Below are 24,586 nucleotides of genomic sequence, written 5' to 3'. Positions count from 1 at the left end.
CCGCCGGCGTCAGGCCGGGACGAACTCCCGGACCATGATCATGGTCGCGGCCTCGGACGGGTGGGGCACGGTGGCCACGCCGCGCGCCGGCCGGGGCCGTGTCACCCGTGCGGCGCCGTAGACCGGGCGAGCCGCGGTGGAAGCGGGACGGACGACGCGAGCGGCAGCACCCGGACCGGCCGCCCTGGTCGGGCAGAGGGCCGACGCGGGCGCACGAGCCGGGCGGACAACGCGGACGGAGCTGCGCGCGGTCCGGACGGCAACAGTGGCGGTCGCGGGGACGGCAACCGCGGGAGCGGCCACTGCGGCGACCGCGGGGGCGGCGGGGGCGGCGACCGCGGAGACAGCGGCGCGGGAGCGGCGGTCGGTGACCAGGACCCAGCACACGATCAGAGCGCTGGCCAGGCCCACCAGCGCGGACAACCAGACGGCCAGCTGGCCGGTAGCCAGGCCGTACGTGCACCACGAGCCGCACGCGAAGGCCGCGAGCCACCAGCGCATCGCGGACAGCCCGGCCAGGTCCTGGTTACGGTCGCGCAGCAGTGACAGCGGCTGGGGGATCGCGCCCAGGATCGCCGTGCAGGCCAGCACCGCGCCCAGGAACGCCGCGGCCCGGTGGCCGCCGATGTCGGTCAGCCGGCCGGCGATCGCGCTGCCCGCCGCTGCCGTGAGGACTCCGGCCGCGCCGGCCGCGCTGACCAGCAGCTTGCGGCCGGTACGCAGTTCGCTCTGCTTCATCAGCACCGTCACCAGCACCGCGAGGCCGGCCACACCGGTCACGGTGTTGGTCACGACCTGCACGGTCTCGCCGGTCAGCAGGCCGTAGGTGATCCAGCCGACCGGCATCGCCGTGCCCTGCCAGCAGGCGGTCGCGGAGAGGCCCTTGGTGCGGCCGCGGGCGACGGAACGCCAGACCTGGGGCCAGGGGAGAGTGATGGACAGAGCGGCGCCGAACCAGCCGAGCAGAGCGATGGAGTGCATGATCCAAATCCGGTCGTCGGGACAGTGGGCGGCCGGAGCGTCCCGGCCACCTGTGCCCCATCGGCGTCGCCGCCGGACCGGCTGACAAGATCCATCCGTGAGAGGTGACACGGCGGGAAACCACCGTTTCGCAACCAAGTTCCGGAGGGACCGAGCGATATGGCGACGCGCCCACTGATCGACCTGCACCGGCACCTGGAGGGCTCGATCAGGTCGAGCACGTTCCTGGATGTGGCCCGCCGTGACGGTCATCCGCTGGCGGCGCAACCCCGGCCGCGGGACCTGCTCGTCGCGGACGGGCCGCTGGGTGGGCTGTTGCCGTACCTGGCCAAGGTCGACGACGAGATCGGGGTCTTCCGGACCCTCGACGACTGGCGGCGGGCCGGGCGGGAGGCGGTCGAGGACGCCTTCGACGACGGCCTCGACTACGTGGAGCTGCGTTTCAGCCCGTACTTCATCCAGCAGCAGACCGGCCTTGCGCCGGCCGCGGTGATCGACGCGGTCGCCGACGGTGTCGCGGCCGGCAGCCGCGGCACCGGGCTGCAAGTCGGCCTGATCGCGACGATCCTGCGCGACCTCGGGCCGGAACGCGCCCTGGAACAGGTCGCCACGTTCCTCACCCGGCGTGCCGTGTGGTGCGGGGTCGACCTGGCCGGCAACGAGGCCGGGTACGCGGCCGCGCTGTTCGCCCCGGCGTTCGCCCGGGTTCGCGACGCGGGACTGCACATCACGGTGCACGCGGGGGAGGCGGCGGGCCCGGAGAGCGTCCGGGCGGCGGTCGAGGACCTCGGCGCCGAGCGGATCGGCCATGGCGTACGCGCCGCCGAGGATCCGCGCCTGCTGGAGGACCTGGCCCGGGCCGGGGTGACGCTGGAGGTGGCGCTGACCAGCAACACCCAGACCGGGGCGGCGCCGGGCTACCGCGACCACCAGATCCACACGCTGCTGGCGGCGGGAGTCGGGGTCACACTCAACACCGACAACCCGCGCGTCAGTGACGTCACCCTGTCCCAGGAGCACGCCCTGGCCCGTTACGCCACCGGCCTCACCGACGAGCAGCTGAGCCTGGTCGCCCGGCAGTCCGCGACGGCCGCTTTCGCCGACTTGAGCTTTCCGGAGGCCTGAACCGAACGGCAACCGTGGCGCCCCCGTTCTGCGCTCTCCGGCTTCGGCGGGAGCCCGAAGGGGATGGCATGACGGACACGCAGATCGTTGAGCTGGGGCTGCAGGCCATGACCATCGCCGCGAAGATGTGCGCGCCGGTGCTTCTGACCGCGCTGCTGATCGGTTTCGCGATCTCGTTGTTCCAGTCGGTCACGCAGATCCAGGAGGCGACGTTGTCGTTCGTCCCGAAGGCTGTGGGCGTGGGTGCGGCGATCCTGTTCTCGGGTAACTGGATGTTGCACGAGATGGTCACGTTCACGACGCAGCTGTTCGAGAAGATCCCGACGCTGATCGGCTGACCTCGCCAGCATCGAAAAAGGGCCGCCCGATGGGCGGCCCTTTTCGTTTGTCCGGGTCACACGGCCGAGGCCGCCGCCTTCACCAGTTCTACGGTCTGGTCGATGGTCGCCGCGCGGTCGGCGGCGAAGGCCTCGTCGATGAGCACCAGCGGGTCGGCCGGGTAGACCAGCGCCGAGATGTGCAGGTGCCCGCCCGGGACGTCGGTCGCGCCCAGCGCCAGCCGCAGACGGTTGGACCTGTACATGCTTTCGTTGGACAGGTAGTTGCCGCCGCCACCGGACTGGGCCTGCGACCCGGGGGTCGGACCGTTGTTGTGACACCGCACCGCGGCCGGGTCCGGGCGGGTGCCAGCCGGCCACTCGCACAGCCGGGGGTTCAGCGCCGTCGGCCACGGGCCGGTCCCGGCCGCGACCATCGCCGCCCACGGCAGCGTCGTCTCGATGAACTCGGGCTGGGGTTGCGGCTGCGGCCAGCGGGGCGCCGGGGGCACCGGCTCGGCCACGCCCTCGTTGTTGTTGTCCGGCGAGCCGCCGCGCCAGGCGCCGGCCCACTGCTCGATGTTCATCAGGCCGCGGTTGCCCTGGCTGATCGTCATGATCAGGTCGGCGCGCTGCCGGGACCGGGCGGTCAGGTACGGCCCGAAGGTGTCCTCGACGATGCCGGCGTCGAAGCCGCTCCATGTCACCGGCAGCGCCACGGCCTGCACCTGCACCCGGTGGCCGGCCACGGTGAAGCGCAGGCCGTCGAGCTGCAGCGCCGACGCCCCGGACGGGTTCGACCGGCGGATCTCCCCGTTCAGCTGGTACGGGTCGAACCCGCTGACCAGCACCCGCCGCACCCCGCGCGCGAAGTCGGTGGAGGAGACCCCGCGGGCCGCGTACTCGTACGTCCGCAGCAGGCCGGCGCGCTGGGCGTCGGTGAGCGGGAACGCGGGCTGCCACTGCCGCAGGTCACGCGTGCCCATCAGCCGGGTCCAGTACAGCGGGCGGTCGTCGTACCGCTCGATCGTGCCCATCCGCACCTTGCCCTGCGCCCGCAGCACGGCCGTGCGCCACAGCCGGTCGCCCTCGCGCCGCAGCACCCGCTGGGCGTCGGCGACCGACCGCGTCCGGCACAGCGACCCCGTCAGAGCCCGCGCGTACGGCGTGAAACCACCCGCCTCGACCAGCTCGTACGGCACCCGCGTCCCACCGGGCAAGGCCGGGGTCTCGATCCGGCCCTCCTCGTAGGTGACGGGGGCTGTGCGGTCGTAACACGCCGCGGGGCCTGCGGCCGTGGCGGCTTGGGGAACGGCCAGGAGCGCCGCGCTGACTGCGATCACGGTGACGAGACGCATCGGACCTGCCTTCACCAGAGGGCATCGACGTGGGTGACTATATCGTGAATCCGGGCGCGTCCCGGGTGAGAACGGACACCCGTTCCGCCCCCAATGCCTCGGCCAGCGCGGCGGTCAGCCGGGCGATGTCGGCGGCCGCGCCCTCGTGCAGGGCCTCGGCCACGATGAGCGCGGTCGTGGTGTCCGCGGTGACGGCGGAGAGCCCGCTCTGCCGGTTGGTCCAGCGCCGGGCGTGGGCGTTGCCGGCGGTGTCGGCGAACGTCACCTCGCCGGGCGCCGGGTGCTCCTTCTCGCCGCCGAAGGTCAGGTAGGTCTCGTCCCCGGTGGCGTGCCGGACCTCGAGGTCACCGTCGATCCGGGCGACGTCCAGCGCGGCGACCGGGATCGCGAACGCCGCGGACATCGCGTTGCAGACGTCGACCAGTGGATGCACCGCGGGCAGCTCACCGTCGCGCCGCAGCCGGCGCAGCAGCGACTCGGAGGCGCAGCGGTACTGGGTGGCTCTGACGCCCAGGGCGGTGAACGCACGCCGCCACGCCTGGATCTCCGGGAACTGGCCTTCGGGACCGGCCGCGAGCCGTTCGCGCGCGACCGTGAGCTGTTGCGCGACCACCTCGGCGGCGTGCGCGGGGGTGGGTGCGGCCGTCACCAGCAGAGCGCCCGCGGCAAGAGCTGGGAACTCCCGCCAGATGTCGTCGTGATGCCGGAACCTCATGCGATCTCCCCGGTGAGTGCGGGCACCGGACGGTGGCCCGTGAGCGGCCGGCCAGGACTTTTCCCGGCGGTGGTGCGCAGGCCGATCGCCAGGCCCAGGGCCACGACGGCGATGCCGGCCCAGACCAGCGGGCGGGGCGCCGGTCCGCCCAGGGCCATCCCGGCCAGGGCGGCGGCGATCGGGGCGATGCCGGTGAGCAGCCCGGCCCGCCCGGCGCCGAGCCGCGACACGCAGGCGTACCAGAGCACGAACGCCACCGCTGTCACCGCGACCGCGAGATACGCCCCGGCGGCCAGGTCGCTCCCGGTCAGCCGGAGCGCCGCGGCCGGGCCCTCGTGCAGCACACCCAGCACCGCCAGCATCACCGCCGCCAGCCACGTGGCGTGCACGGACACCCCGACCGGGCCGTGCCGGCCCAGGACCGGAACGGCGAGCAGGGTGAACGCCGCCTCGCAGGCGAAGGCGACCACCGCCCAGAGCAGCCCGATGCCGTCGGTGCGGCCCATACCCTGCACGAGCCCGGCGCCGACGGTCACCACGACCGCGCCGGCCAGGACCGCCGGCGCCGGGCCGCGTCCTTCCAGCAGCGGGCCGATCGCGGCGAGGAGCACCGGTACGCAGGCGACCGCGACGCCCAGCACCGCGGGTTCGGCGTGCCGGGCGCCCTGCACCAGCGCCACGTTGAAGATGACCAGGCCGGTCGCGGCGATGCCGGCCAGCCAGAGCCATTCGGTGCCGCGCGGGCGGACCGGCTGCTTGCGGCTCAACGCGGCGAAGCCGAGCAGCAGCAGGCAGGCCAGCGCGTACCGCAGGGCCTGGATGGTGAACAGTGGGGCGTCGGCGATCTCGGCGGAGACGGCGACGCTGCCGCCGACGCAGGACATGGCCGCGGACCCGGCGGCGAGGGGCAGGAAACGGGACACACGAACCATGTTCGACGCGAGTATGGTCCAGCAGGAAGGACCAATCTTCGGTTCGAGGAGTGGACCAAATCGACTTCCTGGAGCTGCATCCCGGCGCAGCACCGGCCAAGGGCGTGACGGCCTGGCTGGTCGACGCGCTGCGCGCCGCGATCGGCGACGGCCGGCTGGCCGCCGGGGCCCGGCTGCCGGCGACCCGGGCGCTCGCCGGTGATCTCGGGCTGTCCCGCGGGGTTGTCGTGGAGGCGTACCAGCGGCTGACCGACGAGGGGCTGCTCAGCGGGCGCACCGGGGCCGGGACCGTGGTGACCGGGCTGGCGGCCCAGCCCCAGACGCAGAGCCGGCCCCGGGAGCCGTCCGCGATGCGGCTGCCGCTGCCGCCCTCACCCGGCGTCGACCTGGACCTCTCTCCCGGCGTACCGGATCTGTCGGCCTTTCCCCGGGCGGCCTGGCTGCGCGCCGAGCGGGCCGTGCTCGCGACCGCGACCAACGCCGACCTCGGCTACGGCGACCCGCGCGGCAACCCGCGGCTGCGCGGCGAGCTGGCCGGCTGGCTGGCGCGGACCCGCGGCGTGCAGACCGGCCCCGACGACCTCATCGTCGTCAGCGGCGTCGCCCAGGCCCTCGCGCTGCTGGCCCAGACCCTGCGGACCCGCGGCGGCACCGAGGTGGCGGTCGAGGATCCCGGCTCCCGGGGCACCCGCGACGAGCTGGCCCACTGGGGGCTGCGCCCGGTGCCCGTCCCGGTCGACGACGAGGGGCTGCGGGTCGACCGGCTCGCCGCTACTGGGCTGGAGACCGTGCTGCTCACCCCGGCCCACCAGTTCCCGACCGGGGTGGTGCTGAGCCCGGCCCGGCGCCGTGCCCTGCTGGCCCGGCCCGGCCTGATCATCGAGGACGACTACGACGCCGAGCACCGCTACGACCGGGCGCCGGTCGCCGCGCTGCAGGCCTCGGCGCCCGACCGGGTGGCCTACACCGGCAGCGTCTCCAAGTCCCTGGCCCCGGGCATGCGCCTGGGCTGGCTGATCGCGCCGCGCGCCCGGCACGCCGACCTGGTCACGGCCAAGCACGCCAGCGATCTGGGCAACCCGGCGCTGCCCCAGCTGATCTTCGCCCACCTGCTGGCCGGCGGCGACTACGAACGTCACCTGCGCACGGTCCGCCGCCGGCAGGTCCGCCGCCGCGACGCCCTGCTGCACGGCCTGCGCGAGCACGTGCCCCACGCGCGCGTCGAAGGCGTCGCCGCCGGGCTGCACCTGCTCATCACCTTGCCCGGGCCGACCGACGACACCGAGCTGGCGCGCCGGCTCGAGGAGGACGGCGTCCGCGTCCACCCGCTCTCCTGGCACCGGCTGCTCGACGGCCCGCCGGGCCTGGTGCTGGGCTACGCCGCCCTGCCCCCGGACCGCCTGCTGGAGGCCGCCCGCCGGATGGGACGCGTGCTGGGCGCTCAGCGCACCCGATAACGGGTACGGCTGCCGAAGGTCCGGTCCTGGAGCTCGACCCAGGCCAGCTGCGGCACCTCCGCGGCCAGCTCGCCGAAGAGGTGCCGGGCGACCAGCTCGAACGTGGGCCGGAAGGCGAACTGCGCCGTCCACACGCCGGTCCCGAGCACCTGCGCCCAGCCGTCGAGCCGTTCGGCCAGCTCGTCGGTGTCGAAGAACCAGCCGCGCTCGGTGAGCTGGGCGTCGTCGAAAGCCACGGCTGCTCGCAGCACCACCTCGACGTCGGCGCCCGGCTCGAGCGGGGACAGCCCGCGGCGTTGCCGTACCGGTGACGGCAGCCCTTGCCGGGCCCGGAACGCCCGCTCGACCTCCACCTCGTAAGCCATCGTCGGCGCCGTCAGTCGAGCAGGCTGCTGTAGTCGGCGATGGTCAGCGGGGTGTCGGCCAGTGAACCGTCCGAGCGGGGCACCCACAGCGGCGCGCCGTCCGCCATGAAGGACACCGTGCCCACGTCCGGCAGGTTGGTCAGCGTGCAGACGATCTGCCCGAACGCGAGCACCTCGTCGCTGCGTACCCCCGGCCCGGCGCGGTCGCCCAGGGTGACGGTGGCGCGCCGGCCGGCCAGGTCGATCCTCGTCACGGTCGTCGTGGTCAGCGCGCTGGACAGCCCGTCCTCGCTCTCCTCCGCGGTCGGACCGGCCAGCAGGGCGTCGAGCTGCTGGGCCGGGGTCAGCGGTGCGGGCACCCGGCGCGGCACCCGGACGAGCCGGCCGTCGCGGACCAGGTAGAGCCGCAGCACCGTCGAGCCGGCCACCTGCGCCGCCGGGCTGCCGGACCGGTCCACCGGGCCCGAGGCGCCCAGGCTGCGCGGCTCGGCGTCCAGCGGCACCCCGCACCCGGCCACGGCCAGCACGACCAGCGTCAGCGTCCCCAGGATCCTGGCGCGTCTCATGGGCGGCACCCCGGCAGGTCCACCCGGAAGCGGGCGCCGCCACCGGGCCGGTCCAGCACCGCAGCCGTCCCGCCGTGCGCGGCCGCGTGCTGGGCGACCAGGGCCAGACCCAGCCCCGCGCCACCCGAGTCGGCCCGGGCGCCCGCGGACCGGCCCCGGACGAACCGGTCGAAGATCAGCGGCTTGTCCTCCGGGCTGACCCCCGGACCCTCGTCGTCGACGTCGATCCGGCCCACGTCACCGTCCAGGCGCAGGCTCACCGCGACCGGGCCACCGCCGTACGCGCGGGCGTTGTCCAGCAGGTTGCCGAGCAGCTGCCCGACCCGGCGCCGGTCCACGCTCCACCGGGACTCGCCGTCGGCCGCCACGATCGTCGCCGGCAACCGGCGTTCCCGGCACACCTGCCGGGCCAGGTCCGCCACGTCCGTGGTGGTGCGGGCGGCCGGCCGGTCGCTGCGGGACAGCTCCAGCAGGTCGTTGACCAGCTGCTGGAAGTGCGCGATCTCCTGGGTGACCAGGCCCGCGGCGGTGGCGGTGCGCTCGTCGAGGTGCTCGCGGCGGCGCTCCAGCACGCTCGCCGCCGCAGCGAGGGTCTGCAGCGGGGACCGCAGCTCGTGACTGACGTCGGCGGCGAACCGGCGGTCGCGTTCCAGCCGGGCCGACAGCTCGTCGACCATGTGGTTGAACGACGTGGTGAGCCGGGCCAGGTCGGGCTCGGCCGCCGGGTCCAGCCGGTACTTCGAGGCGCCGCCGGCGATCTCCTGGGCGGCGTCGGCCACCCGGCGCAGCGGGCGCAGGACGTACCGGCTCGCGTACCAGCCGAGCCCGGCGCCCAGCACCGCCGTGCCCATCGCGACCAGGGTCAGCACGACCGTCAGCACGCTCAGGGTGTGCTCCAGCTCGCGCAGCGAGTCGACCTCGTAGAAGACGTCGCCGGGGGCGAGCGGCACCGCCACCACGATGCTGGCGTGTCCGCCGGTGCGGATCCGCTGCACCGAGGCGGTACCCGCGGCCGCCTGCCGCTGCAGGGCCACCGGGATCGCGCCGGTGCTGCCCTCGTCGGCCTTGAGGGCGTACCAGTTGCCCTGGCGTTGCAGCAGCGCGCGGCGGCTCTCGCCGGTGTCCAGGACGCGGAGCACGGCGGCGACATCCGGGCGGGTGGTGGCGCCCAGGCCGGCCCGGACCACGGCGGCGTCGTCGTACGCGGCTCGCACGGCGGTGCGCTCCCGCTCCTTGATCAGCGACTGCCGGGCCACCTGGTACGACGCCAGCGCCATCGTCGCCGACAGGGCCAGCGCGCCCGCGGCGAAACCGGCGACCACCCGTACCCGCAGCCCGGCGCGCCTCATCGCTGCAGCTTGTAGCCCAGGCCGCGGACGGTCACCAGGTGCCGCGGGGCGCCCTCGCCGTCCTCGATCTTCTGCCGCAGCCGGCCGACGTGCACGTCCACCAGCCGCTCGTCACCACCGTCGTAGCCCCAGACCCGTTGCAGCAGCTGGTGGCGCGACAGCACCCGGCCCGGATGTTCGGCCAGCTCGCACAGCAGCTGGAATTCCGTACGGGTGACGGCGACCTGGGTGCCGGCCAGCCGGACCTCACCGGCCTCGGGGGAGATCTCCAGGTCGCCGAAGCGCAGCACCGGGACCTCGTCACCGGCCCCGGCCCGGGCCCGGCGGCGCAGCGCCCGCAGCCGGGCCGTCAGCTCCTTCACCGCGACCGGTTTGACCAGGTAGTCGTCGGCGCCGGCCTCCAGCGCGGCCACGATGTCGTGGGTGTCGTCGCGGGCACTGATCACCACGATCGGCACGTCGTGGGTGCGGCGCAGGGTCCGGATGCACTCGAAGCCGTCGATGCCCGGCAGCATGAGGTCGACCAGCACGGTGTCGGCGGGCTTACGGCGCTGCGCGGCGATGCCCTCCTCGGCGGTCGGGGCGCCGGTGGCCTCGTAGCCCTCGTCCTCCAGCGCCAGCACCAGCGACAGCCGGATCCGGTCGTCGTCCTCGATCACCAGCACTGCTGACATGCTCTGCATCATCCCCGCCCGGCCGCGTGCCGCCAAAGGACCGGCGCGGGCGCGACCGGACTGTCACGCAACCGTCATACGGCTGCGGACCACCCGCCACACACCGGGTCGAACCTTGCAGCTGTGAGCGGTGAGCACGCGATGCAGGAGACGACCGTGGTCGTCACCGAGGCGCTGGCCGGCGCGACGGTCGACCGGTGGCAGTCCCGGTTCCGGGACGCGGTGGCCGGGCGCCCGGCTCGGCTGATCGTCGACCTGCGGCACAGCCCGCGGATAGACGCGGCTGCCATCGTGGTGCTGCTGCAGTTGCACCGGGAGCTGATCCGCGCCGATGCCCGGCTGACGCTGCGCGCCCCGGGCGCGCGGGTCCGCCGGATGCTGGGTCTGGCCCGGGTGGACCACGTGCTCGAGGTCGAGGAGGCCCGATGACCGCACCCGAGGTGGAGCTGGACGTACGGCTGGACGCCGTGGTCGTGCACGTGCGGGCCGGGATGGACGCCACGGTGGCGCCGACGTTGCGGGAAAGCCTGACCGACGCGGTCGACCGGCATCCGCACGTGGTCGTGGACCTGACGGAGGTGCCGACCCTGGACGACGTCGGGCTCGGTCTGCTGGTGCGCGCGCACCGGCGGGCCCGGCGCCGGGACGGGCTCGTGGTCCTGGCCGGTCCGTCGCGGTTCGTCATCACTGTGCTGCACACGATGCACGTGGACGGGCTGTTCCCGATCTTCGACGACTGCCCGGCTGCCCTGGAGTGGCTGCGCGCCGAGTTCCCCCGCTGACAGCCGCGGGCGCCGGTAGGGGATGCCGCGGCCGCGGGCGCCGCCACTCGCGGGGGCACACGAGCGGCGCGGCCACGCGACCGCGTCATCCGGGCCCATGATCAGGTACGCACATGGCGTTCCGCCCGCGGCCACATGACGGTTGTGTGACGGCTACCGTGGCAACCGTGCGATACGTGCAGGCGCCGCAGCGGTACGACGGGCCCGGCCCGGTGCTCTTCCTGGCCGGCGGCATCACGGACTGCCCCGACTGGCAGTCGCAGGCCGTGGCCTTGCTGCGCGACACGCCCGGGCTGACCGTCCTCGATCCCCGCCGCGCCACCTTCGACCTCGCCGACCCGGACGCGGCCACCGAGCAGATCACCTGGGAGCACACCCACCTGCACCGGGCCGACGTGGTGCTGTTCTGGTTCGCCCCGGGCGGCAGCGTCCAGCCCATCACCCTGTACGAGCTGGGCGTGCACGTCACCCGCGGGGTCCCGCTGGCGGTCGGGGCCGACCCGGGCTATCCGCGCCGGCACGACGTCGAGGTGCAGCTCGCCCTGGCCCGCCCCGGCCTGCGGATCCACGACACGCTGTCCGCCACAGTGCGGGCGGCCGAAGTGCTCAGCTCACCCGGCCGATCGCCGATGAGCGGGGTCCACGAGGCGTAGGCGGATGCACTACGGTCGGTTGATCACGGTGTGGCGAAAGGAGCGCGGGTGACGGCCTCCGATCCGCAGCTGCAGGCCCTGCGAGCCCTGCACGCGGTGACCAAGCGCGTGCACGCCAGCCTGGACCTCACCCAGACCCTGGACGCCGTTGCGAGCGGGGTCGTCGAGGCGTCCGGCTTCGGCCTCGCCGCCGTCAACCTGGCCGAGGAGAACGGCGACTACACCACCGTGGCCGTGGCCGGCAGCGACGACCTGCGCCGGGAGCTGCTGGGCACCCGCGGCTCGGCGGAGAACTGGCGGGAGCTGTTCCGCCGCGCCGAGCGCTGGGGCTCGCTCTACTTCGTCGACCACCGCAACGGCGTGCCCGAGTCGCTCTACGTCTGGGTCCCGGACATCGAGGCGACCGACGACCCGGAGCTCTGGCACCCGCTGGACTGCCTGTTCGCGCCGCTGATGGCGCCGTCCGGGGAATGGGTCGGCGTGCTCAGCGTCGACCTGCCCGACGACGGGCGCCGCCCGGACGCCCAGCAGCAGGAGATCCTCGCCTTCTTCGCCGAGCACGCCGCCATCGCCATCCAGCACGCCCGGCTGCACTCGCAGCTCGAGCGCAGCCAGGCCGAGGCGGAGTACGCGGCGACCCACGACAGCCTGACCGGCCTGGCCAACCGGGCCCTGCTCAAGACCAGCATCGACGCCCTGCCGGCCCAGGGCGCGCCGCAGGTCGGGGTGCTGGTGGTGGACCTGGACGGCTTCAAGAAGGTCAACGACGACGCCGGGCACGAGGCCGGCGACGAGGTGCTGCGGATCGTCGCCCAGCGCCTGCAGCACCACCTGCGCCCCGACGACGTGCTGGCCCGTACCGGCGGCGACGAGTTCGTCGCGGTGCTGACCGGCGACGACCTGGCCCGGGCCCTGCCGGAGGCCGCCCAGCGGCTGCGCGAGGCGATCCGCGAGCCGATCGTCGGCAGCACCGGCGTGCACCGCATCGGCGCCAGCGTCGGCTATGCGATCGGCCGGGCCGGCGAGGACTTCTCCCGGCTGGTGGCGACCGCGGACGCGGAGATGTACAGGGAGAAGCGCCGGGCTAACGCCCCGGTCTCGTGACCCGCAGGTCGGCCGTGATGCGCTCGGCGGTGGCCCGCAGCGGCGGCAGCAGCTCGGCCCGCATCGCGGCCACCGAGGTACGGCTGGCGTGCACCGAGACGTTGACGGCGGCGGTGACAGCCCCGGATCGGTCGGCGACGGGCGCGGCCATCGAGCGCAGCCCCTCCTCGAGCTCCTGGTCCACGATCGCGTAACCCTGCTCGCGGACCCGCGCCAGCTCGGCCCGCAGCTCAGCGACCGACCCGACCGTCCGCGCGGTGAGCCGCTCCAGCCGTACCCGCGACAGATACGCCTCGACCTGCTCGGCGGGGAGGTGGGCGATCAGCACCCGGCCCATCGAGGTAGCGTACGCCGGGAACCGGGTACCCACGTTGATCGCCACGGTCATGATCCGCCGGGTCGGCACCCGGGCCACGTAGACCACGTCGTCACCGTCGAGCACCGACACCGACGACGACTCGTGCACCTCGGCGGACAGCTGCTCCAGGTGCGGCTCGGCCACGTCGGGCAGGGACAGGCTGGACAGGAACGCGTACCCCAGCTCCAGCACCCGCGGCGTCAGCGAGAACAGCCGCCCGTCGGTGCGGACGTAGCCGAGGTCGGTCAGGGTGAGCAGGAAGCGCCGGGCGGCGGCCCGGGTGAGGTCGCAGATGCGGGCCACCTCGCTGAGCGTGAGCTCCCGGTGGTGGGCGTCGAACGCCCGGATGACGGCGAGCCCGCGTTCCAGGGACTGCACGAAGTGCGGCTCGCGCACGTCGTCACTCATCGCTGCGACCACCGCGTCACGCCCCGGACCCGTCGTCGGCCAGCACGGCCTCGGCGATCTTGAAAGCGGCGTTGGCGGCGGGCACGCCCGCGTACACGGCGGTGTGCAGCAGCACCTCGGCGATCTCGTCCGGACTGAGCCCGTTGCGGCGGGCGGCCCGTACGTGCATCGCCAGCTCGTCATGACACTGCAGGGCGGTGAGCAGGGCGAGCGTCACACAGGACCGGGTACGCCGGTCCAGGCCCTCCCGGGTCCACACCTGCCCCCAGGCGGCCCGGGTGATGTACTCCTGGAACGGCGCGGTGAAGCCGGTGGTGGCCGCGACCGCCCGGTCGACGTGCGCATCACCGAGCACCTCGCGCCGCACGGCCATGCCGTCGGTGTAGTCGTCAGCCATCGAGCGCCTCCAGAATGAGTCGGTTCGCGGTCGCTGCCTGCTCGAAACTGGCCAGATGCGCCGCATCCGCGACGACCTCGAGCCGGGCACCGGGAATCGCGGCGGCGATGGCGGCACCGTGGGCGGGCGGGGTGGCCGGATCGTCGGCCCCCGCGACGACCAGCGTGGGGGCGGTGACACCGGGCAGGTCGGGCCGCAGATCCATGTCCTCGATCGCTGCGCACGCGCCCGCGTACCCGATCGCCGGGGTCGCCGCGACCATGTCCCGCAGCCGCCGCACCTCGTCCGGATGGGCCGCCGCGTAGCCCGGGGTGACCCAGCGGGCGACGACCGCGTCGGCGACCGCGGTGGTGCCCCCGGCCCGGACCGTCGCGGCCCGCTCGGCCCAGGCGGCCGGCGGCCCGAGCCGGGCGGACGTGCAGAACAGCACCAGGCGGTCGACCCGCTCGGGCGCGTGCGCGGCCAGCCACATGGCGGTCATCCCGCCGAGCGACAGGCCGACGACCTGGGCCCGCGCGACCCCGAGCCGGTCCAGCAGGGCGAGCGCGTCCCGCCCGAGATCGGCCAGACCATACCGACCCGGGGGTACGGGGGAACGACCGTGACCGCGCGCGTCGTACCGGATCACCCGGAACCTTGCGCTGAGCTCGGGCAGTTGCGGCTCCCACATGCTCAGGTCCGCACCCAGCGAGTTGATCATGAGCAGCGGGGGAGCGTCGGGCGGCCCGTCAATGCGGTGATGCACCGCGACCGCGCTCATCGTCGGGCTGCTTTCAGGGCGCGGTCGATCAGGACGTCGGAGCTGCCCAGGTAGGTCTCGGGCGCGAGGAGGTCGGCCAGGTGGGCCGGGTCCAGGTGGGCGGTGATCGCGGGGTCGGTGCTCAGGTCGCCGCGGGCGACGGCCGCGCGGACCACCGCGTGCGCCTCGGTGCCCAGGTTCGGCCGCAGCGCCCCAGCGACGCGTTCGGCCAGCAGGGCGCCGTGGGTGAGGTCGAGGTTGGCGCGCATCCGGGCGGCGTCCACCCGCAGGTCCGTCAAGGCCCGGCGCAGCTGATGGGCGGCCGACCCGGTCGAGGTGAGCAGCGCCCGCAGCGGCTGCCACTCGGCGTGCCAGTCGCCGGCGGCCCGCTGGTGCTCGTGCGCCATGGCGGCGAGCAGGGTGGCGACCAGCCCGGGCGCCTGCGCGGCCGCGGCGGCGGCGCTGATCGCGGCGATCGGGTTGTGCTTGTGCGGCAGCGTCGACGAGCCGCCGCCGTCGCCGCCCTCGGCCACCTCGTTCACCTCGGTCTGGGCTAGGAGCACCAGATCTCGGGCGACCTTGGCGATCGCGCCGGCCGCGGCGCCGAGCGCCCCGGCCAGGTCGGCGATGCGGGTGCGCTCGGTGTGCCACGGCAGATCCGGCTCCGGCAGCCCGACCTCGGCACTGAACGCCCCCAGCATGCAGACCCCGACATCGCCGATGTCTGCGGCGCCCGCCGACTGCCCGCCGCCTCCGCGGTGCGCGGCTTCTCCGGTCCGGCCGGCCGGCGGGTCGCTGGGCTGGAAGGCCGCGAGCGTGCCGGCAGCCCCGCCGAGCTGGGCCGCGAGCCGGTGCTCCCGGACCTCGACCAGCCGGCGTCGTGCACTGTCGAGTCCGGTCAGCCACCCCGCCGCGACCAGACCGAACGTCGTCGGCAGCGCCTGCTGCAGCAGAGTCCGCCCGGCCATCACCGTCCCCCGGTGCCGGTCGGCGAGCGCCGCGGTCAGCTCGGTCACCGCGGCCAGATCGGCCAGCAGCGGCCCGAGCGCCCGCTGCGCGACCAGCATCGCCGCCGTGTCCACGATGTCCTGGCTCGTCGCACCCCGGTGCACCAGCGGCGCCACGTGCTCCGGTACCGCCGCCCGCAGCCGTTTGATCAGCGGCACCACCGGGTTGCCCGTACCGGTCGCCTCGGCACCGAGTTCGCCCGGGTCCACCTCCAGGCTCGCGCAGGCGGCCGTGACGGCCGCGGCGTCCTCGGCCGTGGCAATCCCGCACCGGGCGGCCGCACGGGCCAGCGCAGCCTCGGCGTCGAGCATCGCCCGCACCCACGCCGCGTCGGCCACGGCCGCGCGCACGTCGCCGGCGGCCAGGACCCCGTCGAACAGCCCGGCGGCGTCAGATGGTGAAGAAGACGGTCTCATCGGGCCCCTGCAGGGTGATGTCGAAGCGGTAGCCGTCCTGGGACTTCGAAGCGATCAGGGTGCCGCGCCGGTCGGCCGGGACGCGGGCCAGGACCGGGTCGGCCTCGTTGGCGGCCGGCTCGTCGGCGAAGTAGACGCGGGTGACGACCCGGTGCAGCAGCCCGCGGGCGAACACCGACATGTCCAGGTGCGGGGCCTGGTCCTGCACCACGCCCGGCTTGACCGTGCGGATCGCGTACCGGCCGTCGTCGTCGGTGGCGCAGCGGCCCAGGCCGCGGAAGCCGGGGGTGTGGAAGCGGCCCGAAGGGTCGCTCTGCCAGGTCTCCACCAGGGCATCTTTCACCACGTCGCCGCGGCCGTCGCGGATCTCGCCGCGCAACCACACGGCCCCGGGCGCGTCGGCCGCGACCACGTGCGGGCCTTCGTCCCAGGTGAGCCCGATCGACAGGTACGGCCCTACAGTCTGCGACGGCGTCGCGTTCGTGCTCATCGGGTCTCCATCGGCGTCGCGGCCGCCCCGCTGAGCACGATGTCGAAGCGGAAGCCCAGCGCCCACGACTCGACGGTGGCGCCCAGGTCGAAGCCGGCGACCAGCCGGTCGCGGGCGAACTCCGGCACCGAGTGGTAGATCGGGTCGTAGGCGAACAGCGGGTCGTCCGGGAAGTACATCTGGGTGACCAGGCGCTGGGTGAACGCCCGGCCGAACAGCGAGAAGTGGATGTGCGCGGGCCGCCACGCGTTCGGGTGGTTGCCCCAGGGGTACGCGCCCGGCTTCACCGTCACGAAGCGGTAGTTGCCCTGCGCGTCGGTCATCGTGCGGCCCACACCGGTGAAGTGCGGGTCCAGCGGCGCGTCATGCCGGTCCCACTTGTGCAGGTAGCGGCCGGCCGCGTTGGCCTGCCACACCTCGACCAGGGTGTCCGGCACCGGCCGGCCGTCGGTGTCGCGGACCTGGCCGTGCACCACGATCCGCTGGCCCTGCGCCTCGCCGGTGCCGTCCAGGGTCAGGTCGGCGTCCGCGGCGGCCACCGGGCCCTCGCCCAGCACCGGCCCGGTCAGCTCGGTGAGCGTGTGCGGCAGCAGGATCGGCGCCTGGTGCGGGGCCCGCAGGATCGTCGACTTGTAGCCGGGGGACAGCAGCGGCGGGTGCACGGTCATGGGTTCTCCTTCGCTCCGGTCAGTGCGCGCAGGGCGGTCAGCTCGTCCTCGCTCGGCGGCTCGGTGCTGGTCAGGGGGTCGGCGACGCGCAGTTTCCAGCCGGTGGCCGCGACTGCCTGCTCGACCGTGACGCCGGGGTGCAGCCGGGTCAGGGCCAGCTCCTGGGTCTCCGGGTCCGGCTCCAGCACGCCCAGGTCGGTGATGACCAGGACCGGGCCGCGTCCGCGCAGGCCCAGCCGGGCCCGGTCGCCGGGACCGCGGCCGTGACCGACGGAGGTGACGAAGTCGACCCGGTCGACGAACGTCCGCGGGCTCTGCCGGACCACCACGATCACCTCGCCGCAGGACGCCGCGATCTCCGGGGCGCCGCCCGCGCCGGGCAGCCGTACCCCGGGGTCGGCGTAGTCGGCGCCGATGACGGTGGTGTTGATGTTGCCGTACCGGTCGATCTGGGCCGCGCCGAGGAAGCCGACGCCGATCCGGCCGGGCTGCAGCCAGTAGTTGAACATCTCCGGGACGCTGACCACCGCGTCGGCGGTCGCGGCGAGCACGCCGTCGCCGATGGACAGCGGCAGCCGGTCCGGCTTGGCGCCGATCGTGCCGGACTCGTAGACCAGGACCAGGTCCGGGGCATGGGTACGGCGGGCCAGGTTGGCCGCCGTGCTGGGCAGGCCGATGCCGACGAAGCACCGGGTGCCGCCGCGCAGGGCCCGGGCCGCCGCGACGGTCATCATCTCGTCCGCGGTCCAGCTCATGCCGTCACTCCCGTCAGCCACTGCGAGAACGCCTCCCGGTCCCGGCTGATCTTGTCCCAGGCCTGGTAGTAGTCGTTGTCGCGGTCGCTGTAGCCCATCGCGTACGAGGGATGCGCGCCGCCGGGCACGTGCGCGACCCGGGTGACCGCCCAGCCCGGCAGGACCACCGCGCCGGGCACCGGCGTCAGCTCGTCCACGATCTCCTCGACCGTGACCAGCGACCGGGCCGAGGCCAGCACGACCTCCTTGTGCACCCCGGTGATGCCCCAGAACTGCACGTTGCCGGCCCGGTCGGCCCGCTGGGCGTGCACGATGCCGACGTCCGGATTCAGCGCCGGCACCGCGGTGAGCGTCTCGCCGGTGAACGGGCAGGTGATCGGGGCGATGGTGGCGGTGTGCTCCGGCAGGTCGGTGCCGAGGTAGCCGCGCAGCACGGCGAAGGGCAGGCCGGACGCGCCGGCGACGTACCGGTTGGCCATGCCCGCGTGGCTGTGCTCCTCGATCTCCAGCGGCGCCGGCCAGCCGTGCTGGACGGCGTCGCGGAAGCGGTGCAGCGACCCGACGCCGGGGTTGCCGGCCCAGGAGAACACCAGCTTGGCCGCGCAGCCGGCCCCGATGAGCTGGTCGTAGACGATGTCCGGGGTCATCCGGACCAGGGTCAGCCCGCGCCGGCCCTGCCGGATGATCTCGTGGCCGGCGGCCACCGGGATCAGGTGGGTGAAGCCTTCCAGCGCGACGGTGTCGCCGTCGTGCACCAGCTCGGCGATCGCGTCGGCGAGCGGGACGATCCGGGCGCTCACCGGGGGAGTCCCACGTAGTTCTCGGCGAGGGTGGTCGCGGCCGCGGTGGAACCGGTCACATACTCCAGTTCGGCGAGCTGGACGCGGTGGCCGAACTCGTCGTCGCCCTCGTGGCGGTGCAGCATCGTGGTCATCCAGTTGGAGAAGCGCTGCACCTGCCAGACCCGCTTGAGGCAGGTCCGTGAGTAGCTGTCCAGCAGCTCGTCCGTCCGTTCCCGGTAGTGCGCGGTGAGCGCCTCGGCCAGCACCCGCACGTCGGCGATGGCCAGGTTCATGCCCTTGGCGCCGGTCGGCGGGACGATGTGGGCCGCGTCGCCGGCCAGGAAGAGCCGGTCGTGGCGCATCGGCTCGACCGCGAAGCTGCGCATCCCGGTGATGCCGCGTTCCAGGATCTCGCCCTCCTTGAGCGGCAGGTCGAGCCGGGTGCGCAGTTCGTCCCAGATCCGGGTGTCGGGCCAGTCGGCCAGGTCGGTGTCGCGCGGCACCTGCAGGTAGAGCCGGATGATGTCCGGGGTGCGCATGCTGTGCAGGGCGAAGCCGCGTTCGTGGTAGGCGTAGACCAGCTCCTCGGCGGCGGCGGGGGAGCGGGCCAGGATGCCGAGCCACGCGTACGGGTGCTCGCGCTCGGCCGTCCGCAGCGCGCCGTCGGGCACGGCGAGGCGGGCCACCCCGTGCGAGCCGTCGCAGCCGGCCACGAAGTCGCACTCGAGGCGGTGCCGGACGCCGTTCTGCTCGTACTCCAGCACGGTGCCGTCGACGGCGGTGACCTCGGCCTCGAAGTGCAGCGGGAGGTCGTCGGCCAGCCGCGCGGCGATCAGGTCCTTGACCACTTCCTGCTGGCCGTACACCGTGATGGTCCTGCCGGTGAGCGCTTCCAGGTCGATCCGGTGGCTCTCGCCGCCGAAGCGCAGCTCGATGCCGCGGTGCACCATGCCCTCCCGGCGCATCCGCTGTCCCACGCCGAGCTCGTCGAGCAGCTGGGCGGTGCCGTGTTCGAGCACCCCCGCACGAACCCGGCTCTCCACATAGGATCGCGAGCGGCGTTCCAGGATCACCGCGTCGATCCCGGCCCGCTGCAGCAACCGGGCGAGGACGAGCCCCGCCGGGCCCGCCCCGACTATGCCGACCTGCGTGCGCACGGCGACCTCCGGTTAATCGATGATGGTCGTTGACGTGAGGCAGACCACACCATACGTTCTTCATAAGAACTTACGTGCGGTCTGCGCACAAGGACAACCCACTGGAGGTCTGAAGAATGCGTCGGTTCATCACGGGGATGACCGTGCTCGCCCTCGTCGGAGCCGGGGCGGGCTGCGGATCCTCCGGAGGTTCGGGTCCCGCCACCACCGACGGCGGGGTCGCGCAGGTCAAGGTCGGGATCATCCCGATCGTCGACGTCGCGCCCATCTACCTCGGGCAGAAACAGGGATTCTTCAAGAATCGCAAGATCGAGCTGACCATGGAGAGCGGCCAGGGCGGCGCGGCGATCGTGCCCGGCGTGGTCAGCGGCCAGTTCCAGTTCGGCTTCAGCAACATCACCTCGCTGCTCATCGCCCAGACCAAGAACGTGCCGATCAAGGTGGTCAGCAACGGCGTGGCCTCCACCGGTACGGCCGGCAAGGACTTCGGCGGCGTCGCGGTGCGCAAGGACAGCCCGATCACCAAGCCCGCCGACCTGGCCGGCAAGAAGATCGCGGTCAACACGCTGAAGAACATCGGCGACACCACCGTGCGCGAGTCGGTGCGCAAGGCCGGCGGCGACCCGAGCGGGATCAGCTTCGTCGAGATGCCGTTCGCCAACATGCCGGCCGCGGTGGAGAACGGCCAGGTTGACGCCGCCTGGGTGGTGGAGCCGTCGCTGTCGGCCGTGACCGCCGCCGGTGGCCGGGTGGTCGCCTGGAACTACGTCGACGCGGCGCCGAATCTGACCGTGGCGGCGTACTTCGCCTCCAGCAAGCTCATCGCCGACGACCCGGACCTGGTCAAGCGGTTCACCGAGGCGATGAACGAGTCGCTGGCCTACGCCGACGCGCACCCGGACGAGGTCCGCGAGATCCTCGGCTCGTACACCAAGATCGACCCGAAGGTCCGCGAGGCGCTGACCCTGCCGAAGTGGCCCACCGAGATCAACAAGCCGTCGGTCGAGACGCTGAGCAAGCTCGGCGCCCAGGACGGCATCTTCGGCTCGGCCACGCCCGACCTGGCCAAGATTCTCCCGTGACGGCGGTCGGGGCGGCGGCGCCGCGGACGGTGCCGGGGGGCCGGGCGCTGCTCGGCCTCTCCGGCCTGGCCGGGCTGCTCGTTCTGGTCGAGCTGCTGCCCCGCGCCGGGATCGTGTCGGACAGCTACCTGCCGCCGACCAGCCGGATCCTGGCCGCCCTGGCCGACGAGGCGGTCACCGGCGCGTTCTGGGTGGCGGTCGGGGACACCCTCACCGCGTGGGCGATCGGCCTGGCCATCGCGGTCGTGGCCGGCGTGGCCGCGGGCGTGCTGATCGGCGCGGTGCCTGTGTTGCGCGCGGTCACCGCCTCGACGGTGGAGTTCCTGCGGCCCATCCCGTCGGTTGCGCTGATCCCCCTCGCGGTCCTGCTCTACGGCTCGGACCTGGGCTCGACCCTGCTGCTGGTGGTCTACGCGGCCTTCTGGCAGGTCCTGGTCCAGGTCCTGTACGGCGTCGCCGATGTCGACCCGGTCGCCGACGAAACCGCCCGCAGCTTCCGCTTCGGCACCTGGGCCCGGATCCGCTACGTGCTCTGGCCGACCGCGCTGCCGTACGTCTTCACCGGCATCCGCCTCGCCGCCTCGGTCGCGCTGGTGCTCGCGGTCACGACCGAGCTGGTCATCGGCGCCCCCGGCCTCGGCGCGGTCATCGCGGTGGCCCAGACCTCGAACGCGATCCCCACCATGTACGCCCTCATCGTCGTCACCGGCCTGCTCGGCGTGGCCATCAACCTGGCCGCCCGCTACGCCGAACGCCACTTCCTCGCCTGGCACCAGTCCGTCCGCGGGGAGACCCCGGCATGATCAGACGCGTGCTGCTGGTCCTCGGCCTGCCGGTCGTGCTCTTCCTGACCTGGTACGCGGCCAGCGCGAACAGCGAGAACTTCTACGCGCCCCCGCTGCGCCAGATCCTGGCCGCGTTCGTCGACACCTGGACCCCCGAGCGGCTGCGCGCCGACGTGCTGCCCAGCCTGGCCCGCCTGGGCGCCGGCTACCTGCTGGCCGCGCTGATCGGCATCGCGGCCGGCGTCGCGATCGGCGCCAACCCGCGGCTGCGCGCTGCCGCCGAGCCGGTCCTCGAGTTCTTCCGGGCCGTCCCGCCGCCGGTGCTGGTCCCGGTCATCATGCTGTTCGCCGGCATCGGCACCAGCATGAAGGTCATCGTGATCGTCTCCGGCTGCGTCTGGCCGGTGCTGCTCAACACCGTCGAGGGCGTCCGCGCCACCGACGGCGTGCTGTCCGACACCAGCCGCGCGTACGGGATCACCGGCGCGGCCCGGCTGCGTCACCTCCTGCTGCCCGCGGCGTCCCCGCAGATCGTCGCGGGGCTGCGGCAGGCGCTGTCCATCGCGATCATCCTCATGGTGATCAGCGAGATGTTCGCCGCCAGCAACGGCCTGGGCTTCACCATCGTGCAGTTCCAGCGCAGCTTCGCCATCCCGGAGATGTGGAGCGGCATCATCCTGCTCGGGCTGCTCGGCTTCGGCCTGTCCGAGCTGTTCCGCCTGGCCGAGCGCCGCGCGCTGGCCTGGTACCACGGCCTGCGCGACGCCCAGCGGCGCTCGTGACGAAGGAGACGACGATGCTCGAGGTCAAGGGCCTGCGCAAGGTCTACCGGTCCGGCAGCCGCGAGGTGGAGGCGCTGCGCGACCTGACGTTCACCGTCGCCGAGGGCGAGCTGGTCTGCCTGGTCGGCCCGTCCGGCTGCGGCAAGACCACGCTGCTGCGCTGCATCGCCGGGCTGCTCGACCCGACCTCCGGCGAGGTCACGGTGGGCGACAAGAGCGGCCTGGCGATCGTCTTCCAGGAGTACGGCCGCAGCCTGTTCCCGTGGATGACGGTGCGCGACAACGTCGACCTGCCCCTGCGGCAGAAGAAGGTCCCCAAGGCCCGCCGCAAGGAACTGGTCGCCGAGGCCCTGACCGCGGTCGGCCTGGACGGCACCGAGTCCGCGTACCCGTGGCAGTTGTCCGGTGGAATGCAGCAGCGGGTCGCGATCGCCCGGGCCGTGGCCTACGAACCGTCGATCCTGCTGATGGACGAGCCGTTCGCCGCCGTCGACGCGCAGACCCGGGCCGACCTGGAGGACCTGGTCCGCTCACTGTGGCAGCGGCTGGGCATGACGATCCTGTTCGTCACGCACGACATCGACGAGGCGGTCTACCTGGGTCAGCGCGTGCTGATGCTGTCCGCGTCCCCGACGGTGGTGCAGGACGAGCTGACCGTCGACCTGCCGGCCGAACGCGACCAGCTGCACACCCGGGCGGACCCGCGCTTCGTCACTCTGCGGACGCGCGTCTACGAGCAGATTCAGCGGGCGAAGCTCGAAACGGTTTCGCCTGGGTTTTCCGCCGCGGGTTAGCTCAGAACGGGTACTGCTTCGGGCGCTGCTGGAGAGTTATCCAACGCAGATCGGTGAACGCCTCGGCGCCGGCCCGGCCCCCGAACCGCCCGTAGCCGGAGTCGCCCATCCCGCCGAACGGCGCGGTCGGGTCGTCGTCCACGGACTGGTCGTTGACGTGGGCGATGCCGGTGCGCAACCGCCGGGCGACGGCGAAACCCCGGTTGACGTCCTGGGTCAGCACCCCGGCGGTGAGCCCGTACGGGCTGTCGTTGGCGACCGCGATCGCCTGCTCCTCGTCGGCCACGGTCAGCACGGTCGCCACCGGCCCGAAGATCTCCTCGGTGTGGATGCGCATGTCCGGCGTCACGCCCGCGAGGACCGTCGCTGGGTAGTGCGCGCCGTCCGGCGTACCGCCGCCGCTGAGCACCCGGGCGCCGCCGGCGACCGCCTGATCGACCAGGCCGGCGACCCGCTCGGCCGCGCCGGCGTTGATCAGCGGCCCGATCACCGTGTGCGGGTCGGTGGGGTCCCCGGCGGGCAGCCCCTTGGCCTTCTCGGCCAGCCGGGCGGCGAACTCGTCAGCCAGCGACCGGTGCACGATCACCCGGTCCGCGGACATGCAGATCTGCCCGGAGTTCAGGTACGCCCCGAAGGCGACGGCGTTCACCGCGTACTCCAGATCGGCGTCGTCGAGCACGAGCACCGAGTTCTTGCCGCCCAGCTCGAGCACCGCCGGGGTGAGATGCCGGGCGGCGAGCTCGCCGATGCGCCGGCCGACGCCGGTGGAACCGGTGAAGTTGACCCGGCGCACCCGCCGGTCCCCGATGAGCGTCTCGGCGACGACCGCCGCGTCGGCCCGGTCGTTGGTCAGCACGTTGAGCGCGCCCGGCGGCAGCCCGGCGTCGCGCAGGACGTCGGCCAGGAACAGTGCGCAGGCCAGCGGCGCGTCCTCACTGGCCTTGACCACGACGGTGTTCCCGACGGCCAGCGGCGCGGCGACGGCCCGGGCCCCCAGGATCAGCGGCGCGTTCCACGGCGCGAACGCGGCGACCACCCCGGCCGGCTGCCGGATGGCCAGCGACAGCGCGGTCGGATCCGCACCGGCCAGCACCTCACCGACCGGCAGGGTGGTCAGGGCGCCGGCCTCGCGGAACATGCTGGCCGCGAGCCCGACGTTGAACAGCGACCAGCCCAGCGTGCCGCCGGTCTCGGTGGCCATGAGTGCGGCGGCCTCGGTGGCGCGTTCCTCGAGCAGGTCCCCGGCCCGGGTGAGGATCCGGCGCCGCTCGGTGGGGGCGGTGGTGGACCAGCCGGCGAAGGCGGCCTCGGCGGCGTCGACGGCCCGGGTGACGTCGGCCGGTCCGGCCGCGGCGATCCGGGCGACGACGCCACCGGTGTGCGGGTTGAGGTCCTCGGTGGTACGCCCGTCCGCCGCGGCGACCTCGTCGCCACCGATGAGCAGGCTTCTGGTCTGGGTCACGGGCCACCTCCGCGGGAGTGTTCGGTATGCGAACACATGTTCGCCCCGAAACGTGCTCGAAACGCTAGTGCGGCCGGGTGGGCTGGTCAACCGGTGGGCGCTCTCGCCCTCGTGGCCGGGCCGTA

The 24,586-nt window shown here is 73.7% G+C and carries 29 protein-coding genes; 11 read left to right on the top strand and 18 right to left on the bottom strand.

Annotated elements, in window-relative coordinates; genetic code table 11:
• Positions 1–9 precede the first annotated feature (9 nt).
• On the bottom strand, positions 10–981 hold the full coding sequence (locus ACQP2Y_RS27195; protein WP_433717862.1) for a SemiSWEET transporter: 972 nt from the start codon (positions 979–981) through the stop codon (positions 10–12).
• A gap of 159 nt (positions 982–1,140) precedes the next feature.
• On the opposite strand from ACQP2Y_RS27195, the gene add reads away from it, so the two are divergent.
• Both add and fliQ read left to right on the top strand, forming a co-directional pair.
• On the top strand, positions 1,141–2,106 hold the full coding sequence (add, locus tag ACQP2Y_RS27190; protein ID WP_433717861.1) for an adenosine deaminase: 966 nt from the start codon (positions 1,141–1,143) through the stop codon (positions 2,104–2,106).
• A 68-nt stretch (positions 2,107–2,174) separates the two neighbouring features.
• Positions 2,175–2,444: a flagellar biosynthesis protein FliQ gene (gene fliQ, locus ACQP2Y_RS27185; protein WP_360542727.1), complete on the top strand. Its 270-nt coding sequence runs from the start codon at positions 2,175–2,177 to the stop codon at positions 2,442–2,444.
• A gap of 56 nt (positions 2,445–2,500) precedes the next feature.
• Here fliQ and ACQP2Y_RS27180 read toward each other — a convergent pair whose 3' ends face one another.
• The 3 genes from ACQP2Y_RS27180 to ACQP2Y_RS27170 are packed head-to-tail and all read right to left on the bottom strand — an operon-like array spanning position 2,501 to position 5,428.
• Entirely contained in the window at positions 2,501–3,781 is a 1,281-nt protein-coding gene (locus tag ACQP2Y_RS27180) for a hypothetical protein (RefSeq protein ID WP_433717860.1), read from the bottom strand.
• A 37-nt stretch (positions 3,782–3,818) separates the two neighbouring features.
• A complete protein-coding gene (locus ACQP2Y_RS27175; protein ID WP_433717858.1) occupies positions 3,819–4,496 on the bottom strand; it encodes a B3/B4 domain-containing protein in 678 nt (225 codons plus the stop codon).
• A complete protein-coding gene (locus tag ACQP2Y_RS27170) occupies positions 4,493–5,428 on the bottom strand; it encodes a DMT family transporter (RefSeq protein ID WP_433717857.1) in 936 nt (311 codons plus the stop codon). The genes ACQP2Y_RS27175 and ACQP2Y_RS27170 overlap by 4 nt, the downstream gene beginning before the upstream one ends.
• Positions 5,429–5,478: 50 nt before the next feature.
• Between ACQP2Y_RS27170 and ACQP2Y_RS27165 the strand changes: the two genes are divergently transcribed.
• A complete protein-coding gene (locus ACQP2Y_RS27165; RefSeq protein ID WP_433717856.1) occupies positions 5,479–6,885 on the top strand; it encodes a PLP-dependent aminotransferase family protein in 1,407 nt (468 codons plus the stop codon).
• Here the strand turns inward: ACQP2Y_RS27165 and ACQP2Y_RS27160 are convergent.
• From ACQP2Y_RS27160 to ACQP2Y_RS27145, 4 genes are read right to left on the bottom strand one after another with little or no spacing between them, the layout of a single operon-like run.
• Complete coding sequence (locus tag ACQP2Y_RS27160) at positions 6,870–7,250, bottom strand: hypothetical protein (protein ID WP_433717855.1); 381 nt, start codon at positions 7,248–7,250, stop codon at positions 6,870–6,872. The two genes, ACQP2Y_RS27165 and ACQP2Y_RS27160, sit on opposite strands and share 16 nt — an antisense overlap.
• An 11-nt stretch (positions 7,251–7,261) precedes the next feature.
• Positions 7,262–7,816, bottom strand: a complete 555-nt coding sequence (locus ACQP2Y_RS27155) for a GerMN domain-containing protein (protein ID WP_433717854.1) — start codon at positions 7,814–7,816, stop codon at positions 7,262–7,264.
• Positions 7,813–9,165 carry a sensor histidine kinase gene (locus tag ACQP2Y_RS27150; protein WP_433717853.1) on the bottom strand — a complete coding sequence of 451 codons (1,353 nt, stop codon included), beginning with the start codon at positions 9,163–9,165 and terminating at the stop codon, positions 7,813–7,815. Before ACQP2Y_RS27150 ends, ACQP2Y_RS27155 begins: the two co-directional genes overlap by 4 nt.
• Positions 9,162–9,839: a response regulator transcription factor gene (locus ACQP2Y_RS27145; RefSeq protein WP_433717852.1), complete on the bottom strand. Its 678-nt coding sequence runs from the start codon at positions 9,837–9,839 to the stop codon at positions 9,162–9,164. The genes ACQP2Y_RS27150 and ACQP2Y_RS27145 overlap by 4 nt, the downstream gene beginning before the upstream one ends.
• A 123-nt stretch (positions 9,840–9,962) precedes the next feature.
• Between ACQP2Y_RS27145 and ACQP2Y_RS27140 the strand changes: the two genes are divergently transcribed.
• The 4 genes from ACQP2Y_RS27140 (at position 9,963) to ACQP2Y_RS27125 (ending at position 12,378) form a co-directional block, all read left to right on the top strand.
• Entirely contained in the window at positions 9,963–10,268 is a 306-nt protein-coding gene (locus ACQP2Y_RS27140) for an STAS domain-containing protein (RefSeq protein ID WP_360827909.1), read from the top strand.
• Positions 10,265–10,621 carry an STAS domain-containing protein gene (locus ACQP2Y_RS27135; RefSeq protein ID WP_360827912.1) on the top strand — a complete coding sequence of 119 codons (357 nt, stop codon included), beginning with the start codon at positions 10,265–10,267 and terminating at the stop codon, positions 10,619–10,621. The genes ACQP2Y_RS27140 and ACQP2Y_RS27135 overlap by 4 nt, the downstream gene beginning before the upstream one ends.
• 167 nt (positions 10,622–10,788) lie before the next feature.
• Positions 10,789–11,274 (top strand): nucleoside 2-deoxyribosyltransferase domain-containing protein, encoded by a 486-nt coding sequence (locus ACQP2Y_RS27130; RefSeq protein WP_433717851.1) that lies wholly within the window; start codon positions 10,789–10,791, stop codon positions 11,272–11,274.
• A 48-nt stretch (positions 11,275–11,322) separates the two neighbouring features.
• The gene (locus ACQP2Y_RS27125) at positions 11,323–12,378 is read left to right on the top strand and encodes a diguanylate cyclase domain-containing protein (protein WP_433717850.1); all 1,056 of its coding nucleotides are present in this window, start codon (positions 11,323–11,325) and stop codon (positions 12,376–12,378) included.
• Here the strand turns inward: ACQP2Y_RS27125 and ACQP2Y_RS27120 are convergent.
• From ACQP2Y_RS27120 to ACQP2Y_RS27080, 9 genes are read right to left on the bottom strand one after another with little or no spacing between them, the layout of a single operon-like run.
• A complete protein-coding gene (locus tag ACQP2Y_RS27120; protein ID WP_433717849.1) occupies positions 12,359–13,144 on the bottom strand; it encodes an IclR family transcriptional regulator domain-containing protein in 786 nt (261 codons plus the stop codon). The genes ACQP2Y_RS27125 and ACQP2Y_RS27120 overlap by 20 nt on opposite strands.
• Positions 13,145–13,160: 16 nt before the next feature.
• Positions 13,161–13,541 carry a 4-carboxymuconolactone decarboxylase gene (pcaC, locus tag ACQP2Y_RS27115; protein WP_360542698.1) on the bottom strand — a complete coding sequence of 127 codons (381 nt, stop codon included), beginning with the start codon at positions 13,539–13,541 and terminating at the stop codon, positions 13,161–13,163.
• On the bottom strand, positions 13,534–14,301 hold the full coding sequence (gene pcaD / locus ACQP2Y_RS27110) for a 3-oxoadipate enol-lactonase (RefSeq protein WP_433717848.1): 768 nt from the start codon (positions 14,299–14,301) through the stop codon (positions 13,534–13,536). The genes pcaC and pcaD overlap by 8 nt, the downstream gene beginning before the upstream one ends.
• A complete protein-coding gene (locus ACQP2Y_RS27105; protein WP_433717847.1) occupies positions 14,298–15,704 on the bottom strand; it encodes a lyase family protein in 1,407 nt (468 codons plus the stop codon). The genes pcaD and ACQP2Y_RS27105 overlap by 4 nt, the downstream gene beginning before the upstream one ends.
• On the bottom strand, positions 15,679–16,194 hold the full coding sequence (gene pcaG, locus ACQP2Y_RS27100) for a protocatechuate 3,4-dioxygenase subunit alpha (protein WP_433717846.1): 516 nt from the start codon (positions 16,192–16,194) through the stop codon (positions 15,679–15,681). The genes ACQP2Y_RS27105 and pcaG overlap by 26 nt, the downstream gene beginning before the upstream one ends.
• Complete coding sequence (gene pcaH / locus ACQP2Y_RS27095) at positions 16,191–16,862, bottom strand: protocatechuate 3,4-dioxygenase subunit beta (RefSeq protein WP_433717845.1); 672 nt, start codon at positions 16,860–16,862, stop codon at positions 16,191–16,193. The genes pcaG and pcaH overlap by 4 nt, the downstream gene beginning before the upstream one ends.
• On the bottom strand, positions 16,859–17,617 hold the full coding sequence (locus tag ACQP2Y_RS27090) for a CoA-transferase subunit beta (protein ID WP_433717844.1): 759 nt from the start codon (positions 17,615–17,617) through the stop codon (positions 16,859–16,861). The genes pcaH and ACQP2Y_RS27090 overlap by 4 nt, the downstream gene beginning before the upstream one ends.
• Positions 17,614–18,417 (bottom strand): CoA transferase subunit A, encoded by an 804-nt coding sequence (locus tag ACQP2Y_RS27085; RefSeq protein WP_433717843.1) that lies wholly within the window; start codon positions 18,415–18,417, stop codon positions 17,614–17,616. Before ACQP2Y_RS27085 ends, ACQP2Y_RS27090 begins: the two co-directional genes overlap by 4 nt.
• On the bottom strand, positions 18,414–19,556 hold the full coding sequence (locus ACQP2Y_RS27080; RefSeq protein ID WP_433717842.1) for a 4-hydroxybenzoate 3-monooxygenase: 1,143 nt from the start codon (positions 19,554–19,556) through the stop codon (positions 18,414–18,416). Before ACQP2Y_RS27080 ends, ACQP2Y_RS27085 begins: the two co-directional genes overlap by 4 nt.
• Before the next feature lie 116 nt (positions 19,557–19,672).
• Here ACQP2Y_RS27080 and ACQP2Y_RS27075 point away from each other — a divergent pair, with 116 nt between their 5' ends.
• The 4 genes from ACQP2Y_RS27075 to ACQP2Y_RS27060 are packed head-to-tail and all read left to right on the top strand — an operon-like array spanning position 19,673 to position 22,999.
• On the top strand, positions 19,673–20,638 hold the full coding sequence (locus ACQP2Y_RS27075) for an ABC transporter substrate-binding protein (protein ID WP_433717841.1): 966 nt from the start codon (positions 19,673–19,675) through the stop codon (positions 20,636–20,638).
• The gene (locus ACQP2Y_RS27070; RefSeq protein ID WP_433717840.1) at positions 20,635–21,441 is read left to right on the top strand and encodes an ABC transporter permease; all 807 of its coding nucleotides are present in this window, start codon (positions 20,635–20,637) and stop codon (positions 21,439–21,441) included. Before ACQP2Y_RS27075 ends, ACQP2Y_RS27070 begins: the two co-directional genes overlap by 4 nt.
• Positions 21,438–22,205, top strand: a complete 768-nt coding sequence (locus ACQP2Y_RS27065) for an ABC transporter permease (RefSeq protein WP_433717839.1) — start codon at positions 21,438–21,440, stop codon at positions 22,203–22,205. The genes ACQP2Y_RS27070 and ACQP2Y_RS27065 overlap by 4 nt, the downstream gene beginning before the upstream one ends.
• 14 nt (positions 22,206–22,219) lie before the next feature.
• A complete protein-coding gene (locus tag ACQP2Y_RS27060; RefSeq protein ID WP_433717838.1) occupies positions 22,220–22,999 on the top strand; it encodes an ABC transporter ATP-binding protein in 780 nt (259 codons plus the stop codon).
• A 1-nt stretch (position 23,000) separates the two neighbouring features.
• On the opposite strand, the gene ACQP2Y_RS27055 is transcribed toward ACQP2Y_RS27060, so the two are convergent.
• Positions 23,001–24,461, bottom strand: coding sequence for an aldehyde dehydrogenase family protein (locus ACQP2Y_RS27055; RefSeq protein WP_433717837.1), 1,461 nt, complete (start codon positions 24,459–24,461; stop codon positions 23,001–23,003).
• Positions 24,462–24,586: the final 125 nt, after the last annotated feature.

The organism is Actinoplanes sp. CA-051413 (assembly GCF_050955795.1).
Classification (GTDB): domain Bacteria; phylum Actinomycetota; class Actinomycetes; order Mycobacteriales; family Micromonosporaceae; genus Actinoplanes.
Note: the sequence above shows the minus strand (reverse complement) of the source record. Positions and strands in the feature narration are given on the sequence as shown.